Raw genomic sequence first — 20295 nt, 5'->3', positions numbered from 1 at the left:
CGATGGCGGTGTGGTCAACATTGAAGCAGGCTGGGGAGCTCCGGCTATCGTAAATGGTAAAATAGAGCAAAAAGTAACCTTATTGCCCGGTAAGTATCGTTTTTTTTGTAACTTATCCTGGACAAATTATGATCAACCGCCAGCAAAACTGGTTGTTAGCAAGGCAAACAGTGGAATTCCAGATCTTGAGCAGATTCAACAGGCAATGGCCCATGCTGATGTTAAATCAGATGGTGTTTATTTTGAAATCAAAGAAAAGGTTACTGTCAATATGGGAATGCTGGTCAATTTTCAACCTGATCATTACATGAAGATCAACGCTTTTCAAATCAATATACAATAATATCAAGCAGAATGAAGACAATTATTTTCGCGCTAAGTTTTATGCTATGTACCTTCATGTTATATGCGCAGCCTTTTCAGGTCAAGAAAAATGGCCTAACGTTGACCTATAACAAACAAGATGGAACATATTCACTAAGTAAAGATCAAGTCGCCTATATCCAACAAGCAAGTGCCTATCTGGCACTTGCTAATGGACAAAAAATTAGTACAGCTAAACTGACAGGAACCCGCAGCGTTACAGAAAAAACCATTCAGGACAATTTGGGCAAAGGTATACAGTATACCATTTCTGTTAAAACCCAGCAGGGCATCACATTGCTGCAGCATTTTTATTTCTACGACACAATAGATGGTGTCATCCTTGAACTGGAAGTTAGAGGTAAAAATATCGCCAGTAATGAACTTGTGCCGATCTGGTCAAATGCCTCAATTACCGGCCTGGGAAAATCCTTGTACCAGCTGGCTGTTCCTTTTGATAACGATACCTTTATTTCGTATGAAAACAATGTCCTTGCAATAAATAGTAAGCGCAGCGCCGAAGTCGGAGTTGTATACGATAAGGACAGCGGAAAAGGTCTGCTGATTGGTTCATTGGATCAATCCGTTTGGAAATCGGGTATTGCGATCAAAGGAGATCAGGGCCAATATACCCACTTAGCAGCACAGGCCGGATTTACAGATGTAACTATCACACGTGATTCCATGGCGCACGGGACGGTGAAGGGGGATGTCATTCGCTCCCCTAAATACCTCGTGTCTTACGACAAGGATTGGCGTACTGGGCTCGAAAACTATGCTAAAATCCACCGGAAGCTATCGCCGGCCTATGTGAAATCGTGGCAAGGAGCTACACCTGTCGGCTGGAACAGCTGGGGCGTGATACAGGAGAAACTTAATTTTCAGAATGCCACAGGCACAGCAGACTATTTCGCAAAAGATATTCCTTATTTCCGGAACGCAGATGGCGAGGCTTTTATAGATCTTGACTCTTTTTGGGATAATATGACGCCGGGAGGTATGTCAGGCGACTACACGCAGCTGAAGCAATTTGTTCGCTATTGTGATTCTTTGGGCCTCAAGCCCGGTGTGTATTGGGCTCCTTTTACAGACTGGGGGCATGGAAGTGGACCCGACCGCAAGGCGGAGGGAAGCCAGTTTACCTTTGGCCAACTGTGGACCAAAACCCAAAAAGGCTACCATAATTTAGATGGTGGACGTGCCTTGGATCCGACACATCCCGGTACCTTGGCCCGTATGGATGTGATCTTGGGGAAATTGGTCGACTGTGGCTTCCGAATGATCAAGGTTGACTTCCTTTCGCATGCGGCAATCGAATCCACAGGTTTTTACGACAAGAAAATTCAGACAGGTATGCAGGCTTATGCTGTGGGGATGAAACATCTCGTCGACGTGCTGCAGGGTAAAATGTTGATCTATGCCGCAATTTCTCCTTCCCTGGCGACAGCCCAATTTGCACACATGCGCAGAATAGCCTGCGACGCCTGGAAGACGATCGACCAAACACAGTATACCTTAAATAGTGTCAGCTACGGTTGGTGGCAGACCTACCTCTACGATTTTATCGATGCCGACCACCTGGTCTTTCATGATGAAAGTCCTGATGTCAATAAGGCACGATTGCTTTCAGGTGTGGTAACGGGTACCATTATCCTTGGTGACGACCTGTCGAAAAAAGAAAACTGGCAGCCTAAAATGAATCAATATCTACAGGATCCCGAAATTCTAAAAATTATAGCCGACGGTAAAAGCTTCCGGCCGGCAGGATTTGTAGAAGGAAAAGCAGCAAATACGTATTATTACAAAAAGATTGGAACCGAGCTGTATGTGGCCGTATTTAATTACAATACAGCCCCGGCAGCAATAAACATAGATTTTATACAGATTGGCCTGGCGCCAAATACAACCTATAAGGCGGTGGAACTGTTTGAAAAAACAGCGCAGGAATTTACTGCTAAAAATCCCATTGCCTTTGAGCAAGCAGGAGCAAAATTATTTAAGATTGCCCTGTTTTAATCACAACATATGAAGATAAGCAAAGAAGAACATTTTAAAGTATTGATCGACCGGATCAAACGGCTGGAAGCATTGAACACACTCTCTAAACATGAATGTATTGTGCAGGGCGTGTTGGATGCCATCGATGCCAACGAACTGGAGGTGCACGCCAGTTTACCTTCTGTCAATAACTTGATCCAATACCTCGGCTATGCACGCGAAACCTTCGCTAAGGCTTACCGTGATCTGATTGCCCATGGAGTCGTGGAATCGAAAAACAGGAAAGGATATTTTGTGGTGAGCAACAATACGCAGATGAAACAGAAAGTTGCGGTCCTGCTGTATGCTTATGATACCTTTCAGGATACCTTGGTGAATGAACTGCGGACCAATCTTCCGGAGGAAGTAACCGTGGACCTCTTTTTCCATCACAACAATATGGAAACCTTTGAAGATATTTTCAACCGTATTCAGGGGCGATATACCGTATATATTGTCGCCCCCATTGAAAATAAAGATTCCGAGATGCTGCTTCGTTCCATCCCGGCTTCCAAATTATTGATTATTGATCGCTTGATGGATCTCGGAGAAGATTATTCTTATGTATCCCAGGAATTTGAAGCAGCCACCTATGCCGTGTTTCAGGAGCTTTATCCAAAGATCAAAAAGTATAAAGAAGTAATCTTCTATTTTAGGGAAAATACAGCCGAACCCAATGAAATCAAAGATGCGTTCTTGCGCTTTCTGAAAGACTATAAGGTAAAAGGGCATATCGAAAAGCAATACCATGTGGGTGACCTAAAAAAGGGAAAACTGTATTTTACCATTCATAATCCGGAGCTCTATCAGATGCTGAAAGAGGTTTTGCAAAAAGGCTGGACCCTGGGAGAGGATCTGGGAATTCTATCGCATAATGATGATGTTATCAAAGAGATTATCAGCGGTGGTATTACCACCTTTTCGACAAGTTTTGCACGGATAGGATCGCAGGCAGCCAAGTTTGTGCTCGAAAGAACATTGATCAAGGAAGTGGTGCCAACGACATTGGCAGACCGCAATTCTGTCTAAAATAGGAAGTTTTGAAGATGATAGTTTTTAGTTTTTGTCTTTTTACCGGTTTGGTTGCTTTGGGATCCTTATGGAAGTTTAAAACCAACTATTCCAATACCTTAAACGGCTTTTTTCTTGCAGGAAAGAGCAATAGTTTTTGGATGGTGGGCTCGGCTTTGCTGTTGACCAACCTGAGCGCCAACCAGTTTATTGGTGAAAATGAATCGGTCTATATCAACAACCTATCGGTCATCGGCTGGGGCGTGAGCTCGGTGGTCGCCATGCTCCTGGTTTCGGAATTTCTGCTGCCTATCTATTTTAAACATGGTTTTCGGACAGTACCTGACTTCCTTGCGCTGCGGTTTGATCCGAAAACTAAAATGTTGGTATCTATCCTGATTCTGATCGGATACATCGTTAACTTATTGCCACCGGTATTATACGGTGGTGCGCTAAGTCTGGCCACGATGTTTGATGTGCCTGGACTGCTTCACATCGGTTATTGGCAGAGTATCTGGATACTGGTCTGGGCCCTGGGGATAATCGGGAGCTTATACAGCATATTGGGGGGATTGAAGTTGATTTCCCTGTCTGACCTGGGCTTGGGCCTCTGTCTATTTTTGCTCGCACTGCTGATTCCGATTTTCGCCTTTTGGCAGCTGGGCAATGGCGATATCTGGACGGGGGTGCTCCAGTTATTTCACGACAAAAAAGAACATCTCAATGCCGTGGGATCCAAACAGGATGCTGTACCCTTTTCGACCTTGTTTACCGGGATGCTCCTGATCAACTTTTACTATTGGGGAATGGAACCCTATATCGCACAGCAGGCATTAAGCGCCAAAAACTTAAAAGAAGCACAGAAAGGAATGACTTTGGCTGCGGGGGGCAAACTCCTGATGCCGCTGCTGATCAATTTACCGGGTCTTCTGGCCGTACACTTATTGCCGCATGTGCAGCCTACAGCTTCTGTTTTTCCAAAACTTATTGTACTTATCTTTCCGGATGTGCTGATTGGTTTTTCCTTGGCACTGGTCTTTGGTGCCGCAATGACGACCTATACTGCTGGCCTTCAGAGCTGTGGCAGCTTATTTATTTTTAATATTTATAAACCTTACCTGGAACGTAAAGAAAGAGCGCTCAGTGAAAGGGAACTGGTCAGAAAAGGGAAACTGTTCGAATTGATCATCTCTATCTCGGCCATGTTTATTGCACCTTTTATCCTATTTGCCCACGACGGGTTTTATACGTACCTGCAAACCGTATCGGGGCTGTTCAACATGCCGATCTTCACCATTATGATCTTGGGGATTCTATCACGTCGTGTGACGCCAAGGATGGCACAAATCGGCCTGTTCCTGTATATGTTCAGCTATTTCATTCTGGTGTTTGTCTGGAAAACAGAGCTACACTATCTGCACTTGTTCGCGCTGTTGTTTATCGCTGTGGCACTGGTCATCTTGGGAGGAAGTAAACTGAGCCGGCCCGACTATCTATCGGAGTATCAATTTGAATTTTCGGGCCAGGACAAAGGCACCTATTGGAAGGGAAGATACCGGATCGGCGCCTTTCTCATCCTGTTGATGATTGTCATCTATTTTGTTTTTTCACCATTGGGCATCGCCCAATAAATTGTATAAGTCGCTATGTTAATGCACAGAAAAATTAAATGCCTCATCTTTATATGCTTGACCCTCTGTTCGGCCACATCGTATGCACAACGCTATTACCTCTGGGATAATAAGCCCGCAACGGATTGGATGACTGAAGCATACCCCATCGGAAATGGACGAATTGGCGCGATGATCTTCGCGGGCGTAAATCAGGAACATATTCAATTTAATGAAAATAGCCTCTGGACAGGTGATGAACAGGAAACAGGTGCCTATCAGGCTTTTGGTGATCTTTTTGTTCGTTTTGACTCCGATATTAATAAATCCTTTACCGCCTATAGCCGGAAATTGAATTTGGATAAGGGCTTACATGAAATAGCCTATCAGCAGGATGGACAGCAAATCAACCGCCGGTATTTTGCGAGTCAGCCCGATCAGGTCATGGTATTTGAGTATGCGAACAGTAAAAAAGGGAAACTCAATGCCCAGATCGCACTTCAGGATGCACATGGGCAGGCGGTGCAGGCAGAAGATGGTCACCTGTGGTTTCAGGGGACGCTCGACAATGGCATGCGGTATGCCGCACAGGTACGCGTGCAGGTCGTCGGTGGTTCACTTTCCAAAACGACAGATGAAAAAGGACAGGCTGTCCTTACCGTAAAATCTGCCGATCGAATTGTTCTGCTGCTGAGTGCCGCAACAGATTATGCCAATACACGGGCTACCAAATGGAAGTCGGCCGAAGAACCGATGAAGGTCAATGAACGTTATCTGCAGCAAGCGGAAAACTATGGCGTAAATAAACTATTGGCACGTCACGTTGCAGATTATACAGCGCTGTTCAGCCGGGTGGAGCTTGATCTCGACCATAGCCAGCTGGACGCCAAGCAAACAACAAAAGCGCTGTTGGAGGCGTATAAAAAACAGCCGATCCCGGCTTTGGAAGCATTGGTATATCAATATGGACGTTATCTGCTGATCAGTTCCTCACGGAAAGGCGGTTTGCCTGCAAATCTACAGGGACTCTGGAACAACAGCAACAATCCACCATGGCGCTCAGATTACCATTCCAATATCAATGTACAGATGAACTATTGGCCTGCGGAAGTCGCTAATCTGCGTGAATCGGCCTGGCCTTACCTCGATTATATCAATAGCATGCGTGAGGTGAAAAAAATAAATACACAAAAGGAATTTCCGGGCGTAAGGGGCTGGACCGTAAAGACGGAAAATAATATCTTCGGTGGGGAGAGCTTCCTTTGGAATACCCCCGGAAGTGCCTGGTATGCACAGGCGCTCTGGGAGCATTATGCCTTTAACAAGGACGAGAAATACCTACGCGAATTTGCGTATCCGATTTTAAAAGAAATAAGTGAGTTTTGGGATGATCGTCTGGTTCGAAGAGCAGACGGAACTGTGGTGGCGCCAAAGGGCTGGTCGCCGGAACACGGCCCCACAGAGGATGCCGTGAGCTATGACCATCAGATTATTTACGATCTTTTTAGCAACTACATGCAGGCGAGCACAATTTTAAAGTTGGACGCCGATTACCGTAAGCATATCACGGCACTTCGCGATGCGCTGCTCAAACCCAAGATCGGTAAATGGGGACAGTTGCAGGAGTGGGAAACGGATCGTGATGATCCACAGGACAAGCATCGCCATGTCTCGCATCTGTTTGGTCTGTACCCCGGTAACCAATTCTCTGTTTTAAAAACACCGGAACTGGCCAAAGCTGCACGAGTTACGCTGACCGCGCGTGGCGACGAATCGACCGGTTGGTCCATGGCCTGGAAGGTGGCTTTTTGGGCCCGCTTGCAGGATGGGAATCACGCCTATAAAATCCTGACTAATTTCATTAACCTCGTTGGCGGCGATGGTATTGACTACAACAATGGGGGTGGCGTTTACGCCAACTTGCTCTGCGCGCATCCACCCTTTCAGATTGATGGCAACCTGGGTTATGTGGCTGCGGTGAGTGAAATGTTGCTGCAGTCGCAAACGGATGTGCTGGAATTACTTCCTGCACTGCCTGATCGCTGGTCGGCCGGAACAGTCAAGGGGCTCAAAGCCCGTGGCAATGTACACATCGAAAAAATGGAATGGAACAACAGCAGCATTAGGCAGCTTATTCTTTCATCGCCGCAGGATCAAACGATTCAGATGTTAAGTCCTTCCCCATTGGCAGGTCTAAGTCCACAGCAGGAAATCAATGGTAAATACCTTTATAAGATTCAATTGAAAGCAAACAAAATAGTCAAGTTCGTTAACAAATCCTAAATCTATTTATATATGCCAACCCATCATTTTAAACATGTTGTACTCGGGCTTTTGATGACCCAGGGGCTTGTCCATCTGGAGGCACAGGCGCAGTCCAAACAGATTCCTATTGAAACTAGATCGAATGCCCTAGTGTTGGAGTACGATTCCACGAAAACACTGAAAATGCTCTATTACGGTGAAAAATTGAGTGATTCTAAAGAGTACTCGACTATTGCAAGTGGTTATAAGCAATTGACCGATTATAGTGGCCTCTCCAATGCGGCGTATACCCCCTCAGGTTCGAAAAACCTACTGGAACCAGCCATCAGTGTTGTTCATGCCGATGGTAACCGTTCCCTGGACCTGCGCTATGAAAAGCATGCGGTGAAAAACCTGGATGCTAATGTCAAACAGCTTGATATCACCCTAAAAGATCCGGTATACGATATTTATGTCGTTTTACACTACAAATCGTTTTTGAATGAGGATATCATTGAGCAGTGGGCAACGATCCAGAATAAGGAAAAGAAAGTCGTCACGCTGGAAAAATTTGCTTCGGCCAATCTGACCCTGCGCTCCAACGCGTATTGGCTACGGCAGTACCATGGCGACTGGGCAAAAGAAATGCAGGTGGACGAGGCTCCGTTAACACATGGCATTAAAGTGCTGGACAGTAAGCTCGGAACACGCGCGAATTTATTCCAGCCATCTTCCTTTATGGTGTCACTGGGCAAGGCGGCATCCGAAGATGAAGGAACGGTACTGATGGCAAGCCTTGGGTATAGTGGGAATTTTAAGGTGGATTTTGAAGTGGATTACCTCAATAACCTACGTATCATTGCCGGCATAAATAACTATGCTTCCAATGTAAAATTAGCCAGCAACCAGGAATTTACAACACCCAAATTGATCTATACCTTGTCAACAAAGGGAAAAGGCACCGCCTCCCGAAATTTGCACAATTGGGCCCGTAAATATCAGCTGCTGGATGGAAATGGCGAACGCCTGACTTTACTCAACAATTGGGAGGCGACTTATTTTGATTTTAATGAACAAAAATTAAAAGGTTTGCTCCAGGATACCAAGAAACTAGGCGTAGATCTATTTTTATTGGATGACGGCTGGTTTGGAAATAAATATCCGCGTAACAGCGATCACTCCAGTCTAGGAGATTGGCAACCGAACCGGACAAAACTGCCCAATGGTATCGCAACACTTGTCGAAGAAGCGACCAAGCAGGGCGTTAAATTTGGAATCTGGGTAGAACCCGAAATGGTTAGCCCCAAGTCCGAACTCTACGAGCAACATCCGGACTGGGTCGTCAAACAGCCGCAGCGGGAAGAACATTACTTCCGCAATCAGTTGATCCTGGATCTGACAAATCCCAAGGTGCAGGATTTTGTTTTTCAGATTCTGGACGATCTGTTTACCAAAAATCCGGAATTGGCCTATATCAAGTGGGACTGTAATGCGGTCATTTACAATGCGCATTCCGCATTTCTAAAAGATCAGGGGGCTTTCTATGTGTCTTATGTGGAAGGTCTTTATAAAGTGCTGGAGCGCATTCGTTCGAAGTATCCGAAAGTGCCGATGATGTTATGTTCGGGCGGTGGTGGACGTGTGGACTATGCGGCACTTCGGTACTTTACCGAATTTTGGCCTTCGGATAATACTGATCCGCTGGAACGTATTTTTATGCAGTACGAGTATTCGTACTTTTTTCCGGCAATCAGCACCTCAAACCATGTGACAGACTGGGGAAAACAGCCCCTCAAATTCCGTACGGATGTAGCCATGATGGGCAAACTGGGTTTTGATATTGTGGTGAGCCATCTGAAAGAACAGGATCTGTTATTCTGCCAGCAGGCGGTAAAGAATTACGACGCGCTTAAAGGGACAATCTGGCATGGGGAGCAGTATCGTTTGGCCGATCCACGTGAAGGTGACTTTGCCGCCCTCAGCTACGTGAATAGCCAAAAAACCGAGGCTGTCATCTTCAACTACCTGGTCAATAACCGCTATGGTATCGGAACAACCGATCCTGTCCGTTTAAAAGGACTGGAAGCCCAAAAGCAATATCGGGTGGAGGAGATCAACTTGTATCCGGGAGCCAAGTCGAGCTTAGGCCAGGGACAAACCTATTCGGGCGACTACCTGATGAAAGTTGGCGTAAATCCAGACCTGAATAGCAACCGTACCAGTGTTTTACTAAAAATATCGGCACTCTAAAAAATAACTGTGGCACATCCGAAGCTCCGACTCTAACAGCCCGGACTTCGGATGCGCCAAATGTATAAACCCAATTGAGCAACAAACTCAAAAATCATGATAAAACCTAAACAATATAAACAGACTTTGTTGGCCCTGCTACTCAGCGTTGCCAGTGGATTTTCTGCCCTACAGGCCAAAGTACAGTTGCCGGCTTTTATTGGCGACAATATGGTGCTGCAGCAGAAAGAAAAGGTCAAGATATGGGGAACCAGTACCGCAGTCGGCAAGGAACTTAGCGTAAACAGCAGCTGGAACAACAAGAGCTATCAGGTTGAGGTCGATCAGCAAGGAGGCTGGCAAGTCTATCTAGAGACGCCGAAATACGGTGGACCCTACCAAATTACCATCAACGACGGTGATCAATTAATCCTGAAAAATATTCTGATCGGTGAAGTCTGGTTTTGTTCAGGACAGTCAAATATGGAGATGCCCCTGGCGGGCTGGGGTAAGATCAATAACTTTGAGCAGGAAATCAAAGCAGCTAACTTTCCCAATATTCGTATTTTGCAGATTCCAAAAGCAACCGCCAATCAACCTACCACAGCAGTGAAGGTGGAGTCTGGTGGATGGAATCTGGTGACGCCACAAAGTATTCCGGAGTTTTCGGCGACAGCCTATTTTTTTGCACGTGAGATCTACGAGAAAACAGGCATTCCCATTGGCCTGATCCATTCCTCCTGGGGCGGAACAATCATTGAAGCCTGGATGAGCCGGGAGGCACTTTCACCTTTTTCAACCTATACGGCGGCCATTGAGAAAATCCAACGTCCGGATGCACAGGAAATCTATGCGAAAGATCTGGCCGAATGGAATCGCGTCGCCGAACAGCAGGATCAGGTGAAGACAGCAACGCAGGGCGACTGGTTTGCGCCACAATTGGATAAAAGCAGCTGGTCTACGATTACTATTCCGAGCTTTTTTGACAAAAACCTGTTTCCTGGAATGGATGGCGTCGTTTATTTTGGCAAAGACGTTGAACTACCGGCACATTGGCAAGGTAAACCCCTCAAGTTGATTTTGGGAGCGATTGATGACAACGACATCACCTATGTCAATGGCACAAAAGTGGGCGAAACTGTCGGTTACGATCAGATTCGGAAGTATGCTGTTCCTGCAACGGCAAACAAAGGCAGCCTATTGCATATCGCCGTTCGCGTATTTGATGGAGCCGGCGATGGTGGAATATATGGCGGAACAGAACAGCCACGACTGGAAGGACCAAATGGTGAACAGATTTCCCTGGCCGGAGACTGGAAATGTAAAGTCGGTTATGATCTTGCGAAGCTGCCCGCAAAACCTAATGCGATGGAGGGCCCCAATAGGCCGACAGTGCTCTACAATGCGATGGTTAAGCCTTTTGTGGATTTTAAAATAAAAGGCGCGATTTGGTACCAGGGAGAAAGTAACGCGGATTCAAAAGACGCTCCCTATCAGCAACTGTTGCCCGCACTGATTCAGGACTGGCGCAAGCAGTGGAACAATGAAAAGATGCCTTTTTATTTTGTTCAACTGGCCAACTTTAAAGCGAAAAGCTTAACACCGCAGCCTTCTTCTTGGGCGAGATTACGGGAAGCGCAGCGCCAAACACTCAAATTGCCTTATACAGGTATGGCAGTCATTGCAGATATCGGCGATGCACAGGATATCCATCCGAAAAACAAGCAGGATGTCGGTAGAAGGCTTGGCTGGATCGCAACAGCGCAGCTGTATGGTAAGAAGATCCCTTATTCGGGCCCTGATCTTGAGCATTGGACGACAGAGGGAACAGCAATACAACTCAGCTTCAACCCCATGGGCAAAAAGCTGGTGCTGAAAGAAACGGATAAACGCAACGGTAGTTTTACAATTGCTGGTGCCGATCAGGTCTTTTATCGTGCAGAAGTCAAACAGGTCGGAAATAAGCTGATCGTATCTGCCAAAGAAGTACCGTCACCCGTCGCGGTACGTTACGGCTGGGCGGATAACCCGGACCTGACCTTATACAACGAAGCCGGGATACCCGGTTCTCCCTTCCGAACCGATGACTGGACAAAAAACTAAAACCACATGAATAGATCATCAAAAATAAACAGTAGGAAAGGTCAGTTACTTTGCACGCTTGTGGTTTTCTTTTTTTCGGGCAACTTATTTGGGCAAGTGCCGGGGGGCAAACTTTGGTATCGGCAGCCCGCAAAACAATGGGAGGAGACTTTGCCCCTGGGCAATGGAAAAATTGGCATGATGCCCGATGGTGGATTGAAGAATGACCATATTGTGCTCAATGATATCACCCTATGGTCGGGAAGTCCTCAGGATGCCAATAATTATGAGGCCAGCAGGTATTTGGATAGTATTCGAAATCTGATCAAAAGCGGGAAAAACGATCTTGCACAGGGCTTGATTGACCAGCATTTTATTTGCAAAGGTCCCGGATCGGGCGGCAAGCAATGGGGCTGTTATCAAATACTCGGCAATCTGATGCTTGCCTTTGACGGACAAACGGATCTCACCGCAGTGCAGAATTATCGCCGGGAACTGGATCTCGATAAGGCGATGGCAAAAACAAGTTATGAGCTCAAAGGAGTCAAGTATAGTCGTGAATATTGGACAAGCTTTGCTGATGACCTAGGCGTTATTCGCCTACAGAGCAGTAAAAAAGGACAGCTTAGCCTGGAAATCAAGATTGACCGTCCTGAAAGGGCAACTGCCAAGACCGAGGATGGTGAGCTTGTTTTGGTAGGACAATTGGACAATGGTGTTGACGGCAAAGGGATGCGGTTCAAAACACGTGTCCGTGCGCAAGTTAAAGGCGGAAAACAGCTTGTGCAGGGACAATCTATTGTTATTCAACAGGCTGACGAAGTACTGATTTACGTGGCGACAGATACTGATTTTAAAGGTAAGGATTTTGAGCGTACGACAGCGGAAACGCTAGCAAAGGCTTTGAAAAAATCCTATACCAAGCAGTATGGTGAACATCTGCAAAACTATTCGACAAAGTTCAACCGTTTGTCGCTCCGATTGGGGCACGCGAAAGATGACTTACCGACCGACGAGCGTTTGGTGGCTTTCGGTAAAGAACCGGATCAGGATCCAGGGCTGGCAGCCTTATTTTATCAGTATGGTCGCTACCTGAGTATCAGCAGTACGCGTTTAGGCCTGCTGCCTCCGAATTTACAAGGCTTATGGGCAAATCAGATCCAGACGCCCTGGAATGGGGACTACCATCTGGATATCAATGTGCAGATGAACCATTGGCACCTCGGGGCGGCCAATCTTGGGGAGCTCAATGAACCCTTGGTGGGTCTTGTGGAAGGCCTTATGGCCCCGGGAGCAAAAACCGCGAAAGCGTACTATAACGCACCGGGCTGGGTGGCCCATGTGATCACCAATGTATGGGGCTATACCGAACCGGGAGAGTCTGCTTCCTGGGGCATTGCCAATGCGGGCTCAGGCTGGCTCTGCAATAACCTCTGGGAACATTACCTCTATACCGAAGACATGGACTATCTAAGGCGGATATACCCGATTCTCTATGGAGCAGCACAGTTTTACTCCAGTGCCCTGACCGAACACCCAACCAAGGGCTGGCTGTTGACTTCGCCCTCTGTATCTCCCGAAAATTCCTTCAAGCTCCCGAATGGGCAGCAGGCAAATGTCACGATGGGACCAACGATAGATAATCAGATCGTACGCGAATTATTTGAAAATATCATCCATGCGGCTGGATTATTGGGCAAACAATCGGATCCTTTTTTAACGCAGGTTGCGGCACAACTGAAACGTTTAGCACCAGTGGTGCAGCTAGCCAAAGATGGCCGTATCATGGAATGGATTGAAGATTATGAAGAGGTTGATCCGCAGCATCGGCATATCTCGCATTTGTATGGCTTGTATCCGGGCTATTTGATCCGTTATGATGAACATCCAGACTGGCAGCTTGCCGCTAAAAAAAGCCTGGATGTGCGGGGGGATGATGGACCGAGTTGGGCCATTGCCCATAAACTGCTGTTTTGGACCAGATTGCATGAAGGCGAAAGGGCTTATAAATTATTTCGGCAGCTGATGACTCCACGTGTGGATACACATATCAATTATGGCGCCGGTGGTGGTGTTTACGCCAATTTGCTAACAGCAGGCCCCCCATTTCAGATTGATGGTAATTTTGGCGGAGCAGCGGGTATCGCCGAGATGCTGGTGCAGTCGCATAAAGACAGTGTATATCTCCTGCCAGCGGTCCCTGAAGCCTGGAAAAAAGAAGGCCGGGTGACGGGCATGCGCATCAAGGGAAATCACACGTTAGATATGGAATGGAAAGACGGTAAAATACTGAACTATCAGATTTATTCACCCAAATCGCAACAACTTATGGTATATCTAGATCATAACTGGATTGCCTATCGTACAAAAGAAAAATAACAAAACATAGCGTCCTCAACTGAATTGGATCATGCAATTTTTTGCATGATGGGGATGCTTTTTGTCAAAAATTTCAGGAGAAGAAACACTTTATAAACAACTACAAGTAAATATGAAAACAGAAAAGACAAGACAATGGCCTTTGATCAAGGTCCTGTCCTTCGGTCCTGAGGCCAGTATAATGGCACTCTGTCTTTCGATGGCTGTACCCTCTACAGCATCATCAGCATCACTGAGGACAACAGATCGTCGTTTTGACCCAACAGAAGAGGCGACTATTGCAGTCAGGGGCATTGCCACCCGTCAACAGCGTACAATAAAAGGAAAAGTGCTGGACAATACAGGGCGCCCGCTATCCGGTGTGACAGTACGGGTCAAAAATACAACACAGGAAACACAAACGGATCAGCAGGGGCAATTCGAGCTCAGCCTGACGGGTGGAACTGCTGTACTGACGTTCTCTTCGCTGGGATTTGAAACCAGGGAAATGTCCGTTGCTGCCAATGCGGGAACCGTGAATGTGCAGTTGAATGACGCTTCGTCAAGTTTGGAAGAGGTCGTTGTGGTCGGTTATGGTACACAAAAGAAAGTAAACCTAACCGGTTCCGTAGCCACAGTGACCGGTAGCGATATGGTAAAACGTCCGGTTGTCAACACAGCATCCATGCTACAGGGGAAGGTACCCGGTGTTCAGATCAACCAGGGCTCGGGTGAACCCGGCAATGAAGGCGTATCCATCCGTATCCGCGGTAAGGGTACTTTTAGTGGTGCCGGATCGGATCCCCTGGTGCTCATCGATGGTGTGCAGGGCAAATTCTCCGACGTCAATCCCAATGATATCGAAAATGTCAGCGTGCTGAAAGATGCAGCCTCCGCAGCAATCTACGGTTCGCGTGCAGCCAATGGTGTTATTCTGATCACAACGAAACAAGGGAAATCAGGAAATACAACTGTTCAGTATGATGGTAATGTGGGTATCTATAAGCCTACGAAAATGTTTGATCTGATCACCAATTCGGCGCAGTATATGGAATTATACAACGAAGCGCGTAAGAATTCCAATCTCAACGATGGCCTATATCCAGCGGATGTGATCGCAGCCTATCGCAATAGCAATGATCGTGTGAAATATCCAAATACGGACTGGTTGGGACTTATTTTTCAAACTAAACCGACTTATACCCATAATCTCGGTATCCAGGGCGGAAACGAGAGGACAACCTTTAATGTTGGCTTGGGCTACGTCAATCAGGACGGAATGATCAAAGGTTTTAACTACGACCGGTATTCCGCCCGACTCAACCTGACGACCAAAATCTCGGAAGGTATTAAATTCGGAACAAATATCTTGCTCAAGACAGGACATACCGAATCTATTCCGGGGGGATCCAAAGACCTATTCCTGTCGGCCATGTCACAGGCGCCAACCTATGGCCCATTTTTGCCGGATGGTAGCGGGCGATATACTTACAAAGCTTACGACTGGGAGTACAACAATAAAAACCCAATGGCGGTATTGGATCGGAAATTCACGTACAATACCGATGACTATGCGGCTAATTTACAGGCCTGGATGGAGGTACAGCTGTTTAAAGGTCTTTCCTGGTACACCAAAGGGGCCTATAATTTCAATATGGACAAGTACAAGGATTATAAATCAACGTTGGATGAATATTACTACCATACGGGCACGCTCGGAACAACATTGGATCTTGGAAAGGGCCTTACGGATCAGGATCAGCAAACGATATACACCAATTTATTTACTTACCTGAACTATGATCGCGCGTTTGGTGCACATCACCTCAAGGCTCAGGCCGGATATAGCATTGAAAAAAGCAAGTATACCTACCTGCAGGGCTTCAGACAGAATTTTGTCGACGATACACTAACGGAATTAAATGCCGGTGGATCGGATATTCAACGGGCAAACGGAACCGCAAACCAATGGGCGCTGATCTCTTATTTCGGCCGACTGAACTATGATTATCAAGGGAAATACCTCTTGGAAGCCAATATGCGTTACGACGGTAGTTCCAAGTTTTACGGTAAAAACCGTTGGGCAGCGTTTCCTTCTTTCTCTGCAGGCTGGCGTGTATCGGAAGAATCTTTTGTCAAGGAATTCGCTTCCGGTTGGTTGGATAATTTGAAGATCCGTGGATCCTGGGGCCAACTCGGAAATCAGAATACCGGCAACTATCCGTATCAGCCCGTATTGGGACTTACCGGAAATTATTCTTTTGACAATAGTACGCTAAATTCAGGTGTTGCTCAACAGGCATTAAACAACCCGATTATTAAATGGGAAACAACAACGATGACCGATGTGGGATTGGACTTAAGTCTGTTTAGAAATTTAGATATCACCTTTGACTGGTATAAAAAGAGAACGACCGATATTCTAAGACAGTCACAGATTACTGCAATCGTTGGTTTGGGAGCTCCTTATGTAAATGATGGAATTGTCGAGAATAAAGGTGTTGAATTGGGAGTTACTTATCGTAATCAGATTACTACGGGAGCATTGGAAGGTTTACGCTATCAGCTAGGTGCAAACCTCGATCGTTTCAAAAACAAGCTGGTCAAATTTGGTGAGCCTGAAATCGGCGGCTATACGATCAAAAAAAATGGCTATGCGATGGACAGCTTTTATACCTACGAAGTCATCGGCATATTTCAATCAGATGCCGAAGTAGCGGGGTCGCCGAAGCAGTTTAATGATAATACACTGCCAGGAGACCTCAAGTATCGGGATGTCAATGGAGACGGAAAAATAGATGCGAACGACAGAACAATTATTGCAGGTGTGGATCCAAAGCTGAACTATAGTTTTAATCTAAGTGCAAGTTTTAAGGGCTTTGACTTTTCGGCTCTATTACAAGGCGTATATGGCGTCAAATCCTATGTTTCGGGCTGGGGCGTAACCCCATTTGTACAGGGTAGCCCGCCGACAAAAGATTGGTTAGACCGTTGGACACCTGAAAACCCCTCGACAACGATGCCCCGTATTTATTGGGGTTGGAGTGCTCCGGAGAAATTCAGCCGTGCTTCCAGCTATTTTATACAGGACGCTTCATACTTCAGGTTGAAAAATCTTGTGTTCGGATACACTTTACCTGAAGGACTGTTGAAAAAATATAAAATTGACCGCCTACGGGTTTATTTTTCGGGTGATAACCTCCTTACTGCGACCAAATTTAAAGGCTTGGACCCTGAACGCTATGGAAATGGTGATCTGGTGCAGTATCCACAAAACAAGATTTATTCATTTGGTGTACAAGTTAACTTCTAAGTGCTATGAAAAAGAAATTTATAACAGCGTTGATGCTATCCGGACTATTTTTGGGTTCCTGTAACAGTGCCTTGGACCTCAATCCTTTGGATCAGATCGCTTCGGACAACTATTTTAGCAAAAAATCGGATTTTGATAATGCATTGGCCGGTGTATATGCCTCGTTGCAGAGTGAGACTTTCTCCTATGGGATGCCTTTCCGGGACTGTCTGACCGACAATGGCTACAATCAGTTCAACTCAGGTAGCGTCAATGAAATCGTAGGAGGGAATTTAAATCCGACCACAGGGGGTTATGAAACCGGAATTTATAACGATGCTTATGTGGGAATAGGACGTGCCAATCGCCTGATCGAGAAGCTTCAGGGCTATAACGGCTCCGATATGAACGATGGGGAGAAGAAAAATATGGAAGCCGAAGCCCGCTTTATCCGTGCTTTTGTGTATTTCCAATTGTACAGTATTTATGGTGAGGTGCCGCTTGTGCTGACTTCCCTCAGTCTGGAGAATCAGCGTCAGCCAAAGGAAAGTGCGGAGAATATCCTAAAACAGATTCGCGCTGATCTGGATTTTGGGATCGCTAACTTAGCGGCTAAACCTTATTTCAATAATGGGGGGCATGCGACCGCAAGTTCAGCAAAAGCCTTGAAAGCACGGGTTTTATTGTTTGCGGCTTATGGTGACAAAGGGGTACCCGATTTAGCAATCTTGAAAGAGGTAAAAGACTTATGCACCGATGTCATGAAAGAGTATACCCTGAGTACGGCTTTTGAAAATGTCTTTCGTGATGCAACACAGAAGAACAATACCGAGATTATCTTTTCGGTCAATTTTCTGGCACCTAATAATACAGCCCCTTGGGACATGTACCTAGGCGATTGGATCGCTGCTTCACCTTTGCAAAATCTCGTAGATACCTATGAATGCAAAGATGGTCTGCCTTATGGTGAATCACCCTTGACTGACCGAGCCAATCCCTTCAAAGATAGGGATCCGCGCTTGAGCAAAACAATTTTTGTGGATCATCCTGACTTTGGCGGCGGTAAGATCCATACTCCGTCCAATCCGCGGCCTACAGGTTATGGCGTGTTGAAATTTCTGGATCCGGCCAACCTACCTTTTGGCTTTTCAACATTGAGCCAACAGGACGCGGTGGTACTGCGGTTCGGGGAGGTATTGCTGATGTATGCCGAAGCACAAAATGAAATCGCCGGGCCAGATCCATCGGTCTACGATGCCATGAAAACCCTACGGAGCCGGGTCCAGATGCCTGCATTTCCTGCCGGTTATACCAAGGAAAAAATGCGCGACCGTATCCGCCACGAAAGAAGGGTTGAACTTGCTTTCGAAGGACTACGGCATTACGACCTGATTCGTTGGCATATCGCAGGCGAAGTACTCAATGCGGTCAAAGACAGTAAAGTGCCCTATCATTTTGAAGACAAATTTTACCGCTGGCCATTACCACAAACAGAAATTGAGAAAAGCGCAGGTGTGTTAATTCAGAATCCAAACTATAAATAATAAGATTATTGCCTTCTTTTAAATCGGCAATTTCCTAAACCAACCACAGCAGCGCGCACGGAGTCCTTTCGATGCGCGCTTTTTTTGCCGATAAAGATTACTGTAAAGGAATCAGGACATTCTGTTCCAAGCGTACAGGGACATGCTTCACCGAGGTAAAACCGTCTTCCTTGGAAATGATGTTGGAAAGATCCAGTCCTCTTTTGGAGAACGTACTGATCAAAGCAGTTCGAAAGGTTGCCTTGGCCGAACCCCAGCCTTGTCCTAAGATAGTGTCGTTGTTGAGCTGTATCAGTTCATCTGTTGAGTAATAACTGAATTTTTCCAGTAAGTGTTGGTAAAGATTTGTTGTTGTAGCCATACAATTTAAAAATTTAAAGGATTAAACCATAAACTGTATCCAGATCTTGTTGGGAAAATAAGCGTTGTGCAACGTTTATTTTGGTCGAAACCCGTATTAATTTACCACCGCGGTGCCTACACTCGGTTGGTATTGCATCATGCAATTCTGAATACTCTACAAATATAGTAGATTATTTTTTATATAAAAAATATTTTTGTTTTTAACGGTAAATGAACATTGATAAGAAGACTAGGGGAGATCAAAATTAGAGGCTGACTGTTGCCTGTGATTTAGTTAGCTGTTGTCTGTGATTTGGTTATGAAGCGGATCGCTGGACCGAAAATTTATCATGTTACTGTAATCTCATTGAAAATACTTTAAAAAACAGCGAGAAGACAATACTTTTGCGCCATGAATAGAATTGCGGAAATTAACGAATACATTGCTGCCGAACGCGAGGTATTATTGCAACACCCTTTGTATCGTAAGATCAAAACGATTAAGAATCTACGTTCTTTTACAGAAGGGCATGTGTACGCTGTATGGGATTTTATGTCTTTACTAAAAGCTTTACAGATTAAGTTGACCTGTACGACTTTACCTTGGTTTGCGAGCGAGCATCCATCGACACGCTATCTGATCAACGAAATTGTATTAGCTGAGGAGTCGGATGAATATATTGATGGCCGCCGTTTAAGCCATTTTGAAATGTATTTGGACGCGATGAGTGAAATGGGAGCAGATCTGCACCTGATCAATAAATTTATTGCCCATGCCAAGAAATCCAAAAGTATTTTCGATGCCATTGCTTTGACAACTTTGGACAAACGGATTAAAGATTTTCTGAATTTTACATTTGAAGTGATCGAAGAGGGACAGGTACATAAAATTGCCGCAGCTTTTACATTTGGTCGTGAGGATCTTATCCCGGGTATGTTTACTTCTATTTTACAGGAACTGAAAACCAACTTCCCCGAATCCGGTCTGGATAATTTTATCTACTATTTCCAGCGTCATATTGATCTGGATGGCGATGAGCATGGGCCTTTGGCAATGCAGATGATTACCGATTTAGCCAAGGAAGATGCGGAAAAATGGGAAGAAATGAAAATCGTGAGTAAAGAGGCGCTTCAAAAACGTATTGAGCTCTGGAATGCCATAGAAGATTCCCTATAGGGAGTC

At 45.7% G+C, this 20295-nt stretch carries 12 protein-coding genes and 1 riboswitch; of the genes, 11 read left to right on the top strand and 1 reads right to left on the bottom strand.

The annotated features are described in order from the left end of the window. The 10 genes from HMAT_RS27065 to HMAT_RS13100 all read left to right on the top strand — a co-directional run. The coding region (locus HMAT_RS27065) for a DUF5013 domain-containing protein (RefSeq protein WP_158655820.1) at window positions 1-343 on the top strand (343 nt) is incomplete at its 5' end. An 11-nt stretch (window positions 344-354) separates the two neighbouring features. Continuing rightward, window positions 355-2379: an alpha-galactosidase gene (locus HMAT_RS13140; protein ID WP_158655819.1), complete on the top strand. Its 2025-nt coding sequence runs from the start codon at window positions 355-357 to the stop codon at window positions 2377-2379. Between the two features lie 9 nt (window positions 2380-2388). After that, window positions 2389-3429 (top strand): GntR family transcriptional regulator, encoded by a 1041-nt coding sequence (locus HMAT_RS13135; RefSeq protein WP_104383124.1) that lies wholly within the window; start codon window positions 2389-2391, stop codon window positions 3427-3429. A 17-nt stretch (window positions 3430-3446) separates the two neighbouring features. Then, the gene (locus HMAT_RS13130; protein WP_104383123.1) at window positions 3447-5042 is read left to right on the top strand and encodes a solute:sodium symporter family transporter; all 1596 of its coding nucleotides are present in this window, start codon (window positions 3447-3449) and stop codon (window positions 5040-5042) included. A gap of 21 nt (window positions 5043-5063) precedes the next feature. Continuing rightward, complete coding sequence (locus tag HMAT_RS13125) at window positions 5064-7304, top strand: glycoside hydrolase N-terminal domain-containing protein (RefSeq protein ID WP_158655818.1); 2241 nt, start codon at window positions 5064-5066, stop codon at window positions 7302-7304. Between the two features lie 12 nt (window positions 7305-7316). Beyond that, window positions 7317-9515 carry an alpha-galactosidase gene (locus tag HMAT_RS13120; RefSeq protein ID WP_104383121.1) on the top strand — a complete coding sequence of 733 codons (2199 nt, stop codon included), beginning with the start codon at window positions 7317-7319 and terminating at the stop codon, window positions 9513-9515. A 96-nt stretch (window positions 9516-9611) separates the two neighbouring features. Beyond that, window positions 9612-11597 carry a sialate O-acetylesterase gene (locus HMAT_RS13115; protein WP_104383120.1) on the top strand — a complete coding sequence of 662 codons (1986 nt, stop codon included), beginning with the start codon at window positions 9612-9614 and terminating at the stop codon, window positions 11595-11597. 6 nt (window positions 11598-11603) lie between these two features. Then, the gene (locus tag HMAT_RS13110) at window positions 11604-13955 is read left to right on the top strand and encodes a glycoside hydrolase N-terminal domain-containing protein (protein ID WP_104383119.1); all 2352 of its coding nucleotides are present in this window, start codon (window positions 11604-11606) and stop codon (window positions 13953-13955) included. 112 nt (window positions 13956-14067) lie between these two features. Further along, the gene (locus HMAT_RS13105; RefSeq protein WP_199768619.1) at window positions 14068-17247 is read left to right on the top strand and encodes a TonB-dependent receptor; all 3180 of its coding nucleotides are present in this window, start codon (window positions 14068-14070) and stop codon (window positions 17245-17247) included. Window positions 17248-17252: 5 nt separating this feature from the next. Next, the gene (locus HMAT_RS13100) at window positions 17253-18770 is read left to right on the top strand and encodes a RagB/SusD family nutrient uptake outer membrane protein (RefSeq protein WP_104383118.1); all 1518 of its coding nucleotides are present in this window, start codon (window positions 17253-17255) and stop codon (window positions 18768-18770) included. Window positions 18771-18867: 97 nt separating this feature from the next. Here HMAT_RS13100 and HMAT_RS13095 read toward each other — a convergent pair whose 3' ends face one another. Next, window positions 18868-19131: a 5-oxoprolinase gene (locus HMAT_RS13095; RefSeq protein ID WP_070567048.1), complete on the bottom strand. Its 264-nt coding sequence runs from the start codon at window positions 19129-19131 to the stop codon at window positions 18868-18870. 66 nt (window positions 19132-19197) lie between these two features. Further along, window positions 19198-19291: riboswitch (SAM-I-IV-variant riboswitch) on the bottom strand. Between the two features lie 233 nt (window positions 19292-19524). Between HMAT_RS13095 and HMAT_RS13090 the strand changes: the two genes are divergently transcribed. After that, on the top strand, window positions 19525-20289 hold the full coding sequence (locus HMAT_RS13090; protein WP_104383117.1) for a DUF3050 domain-containing protein: 765 nt from the start codon (window positions 19525-19527) through the stop codon (window positions 20287-20289). Window positions 20290-20295 lie beyond the last annotated feature (6 nt).

The organism is Sphingobacterium sp. HMA12 (genome assembly GCF_002933815.1).
Classification (GTDB): Bacteria; Bacteroidota; Bacteroidia; order Sphingobacteriales; family Sphingobacteriaceae; genus Sphingobacterium.
This window is presented reverse-complemented; position numbering and strand designations above follow the sequence as displayed.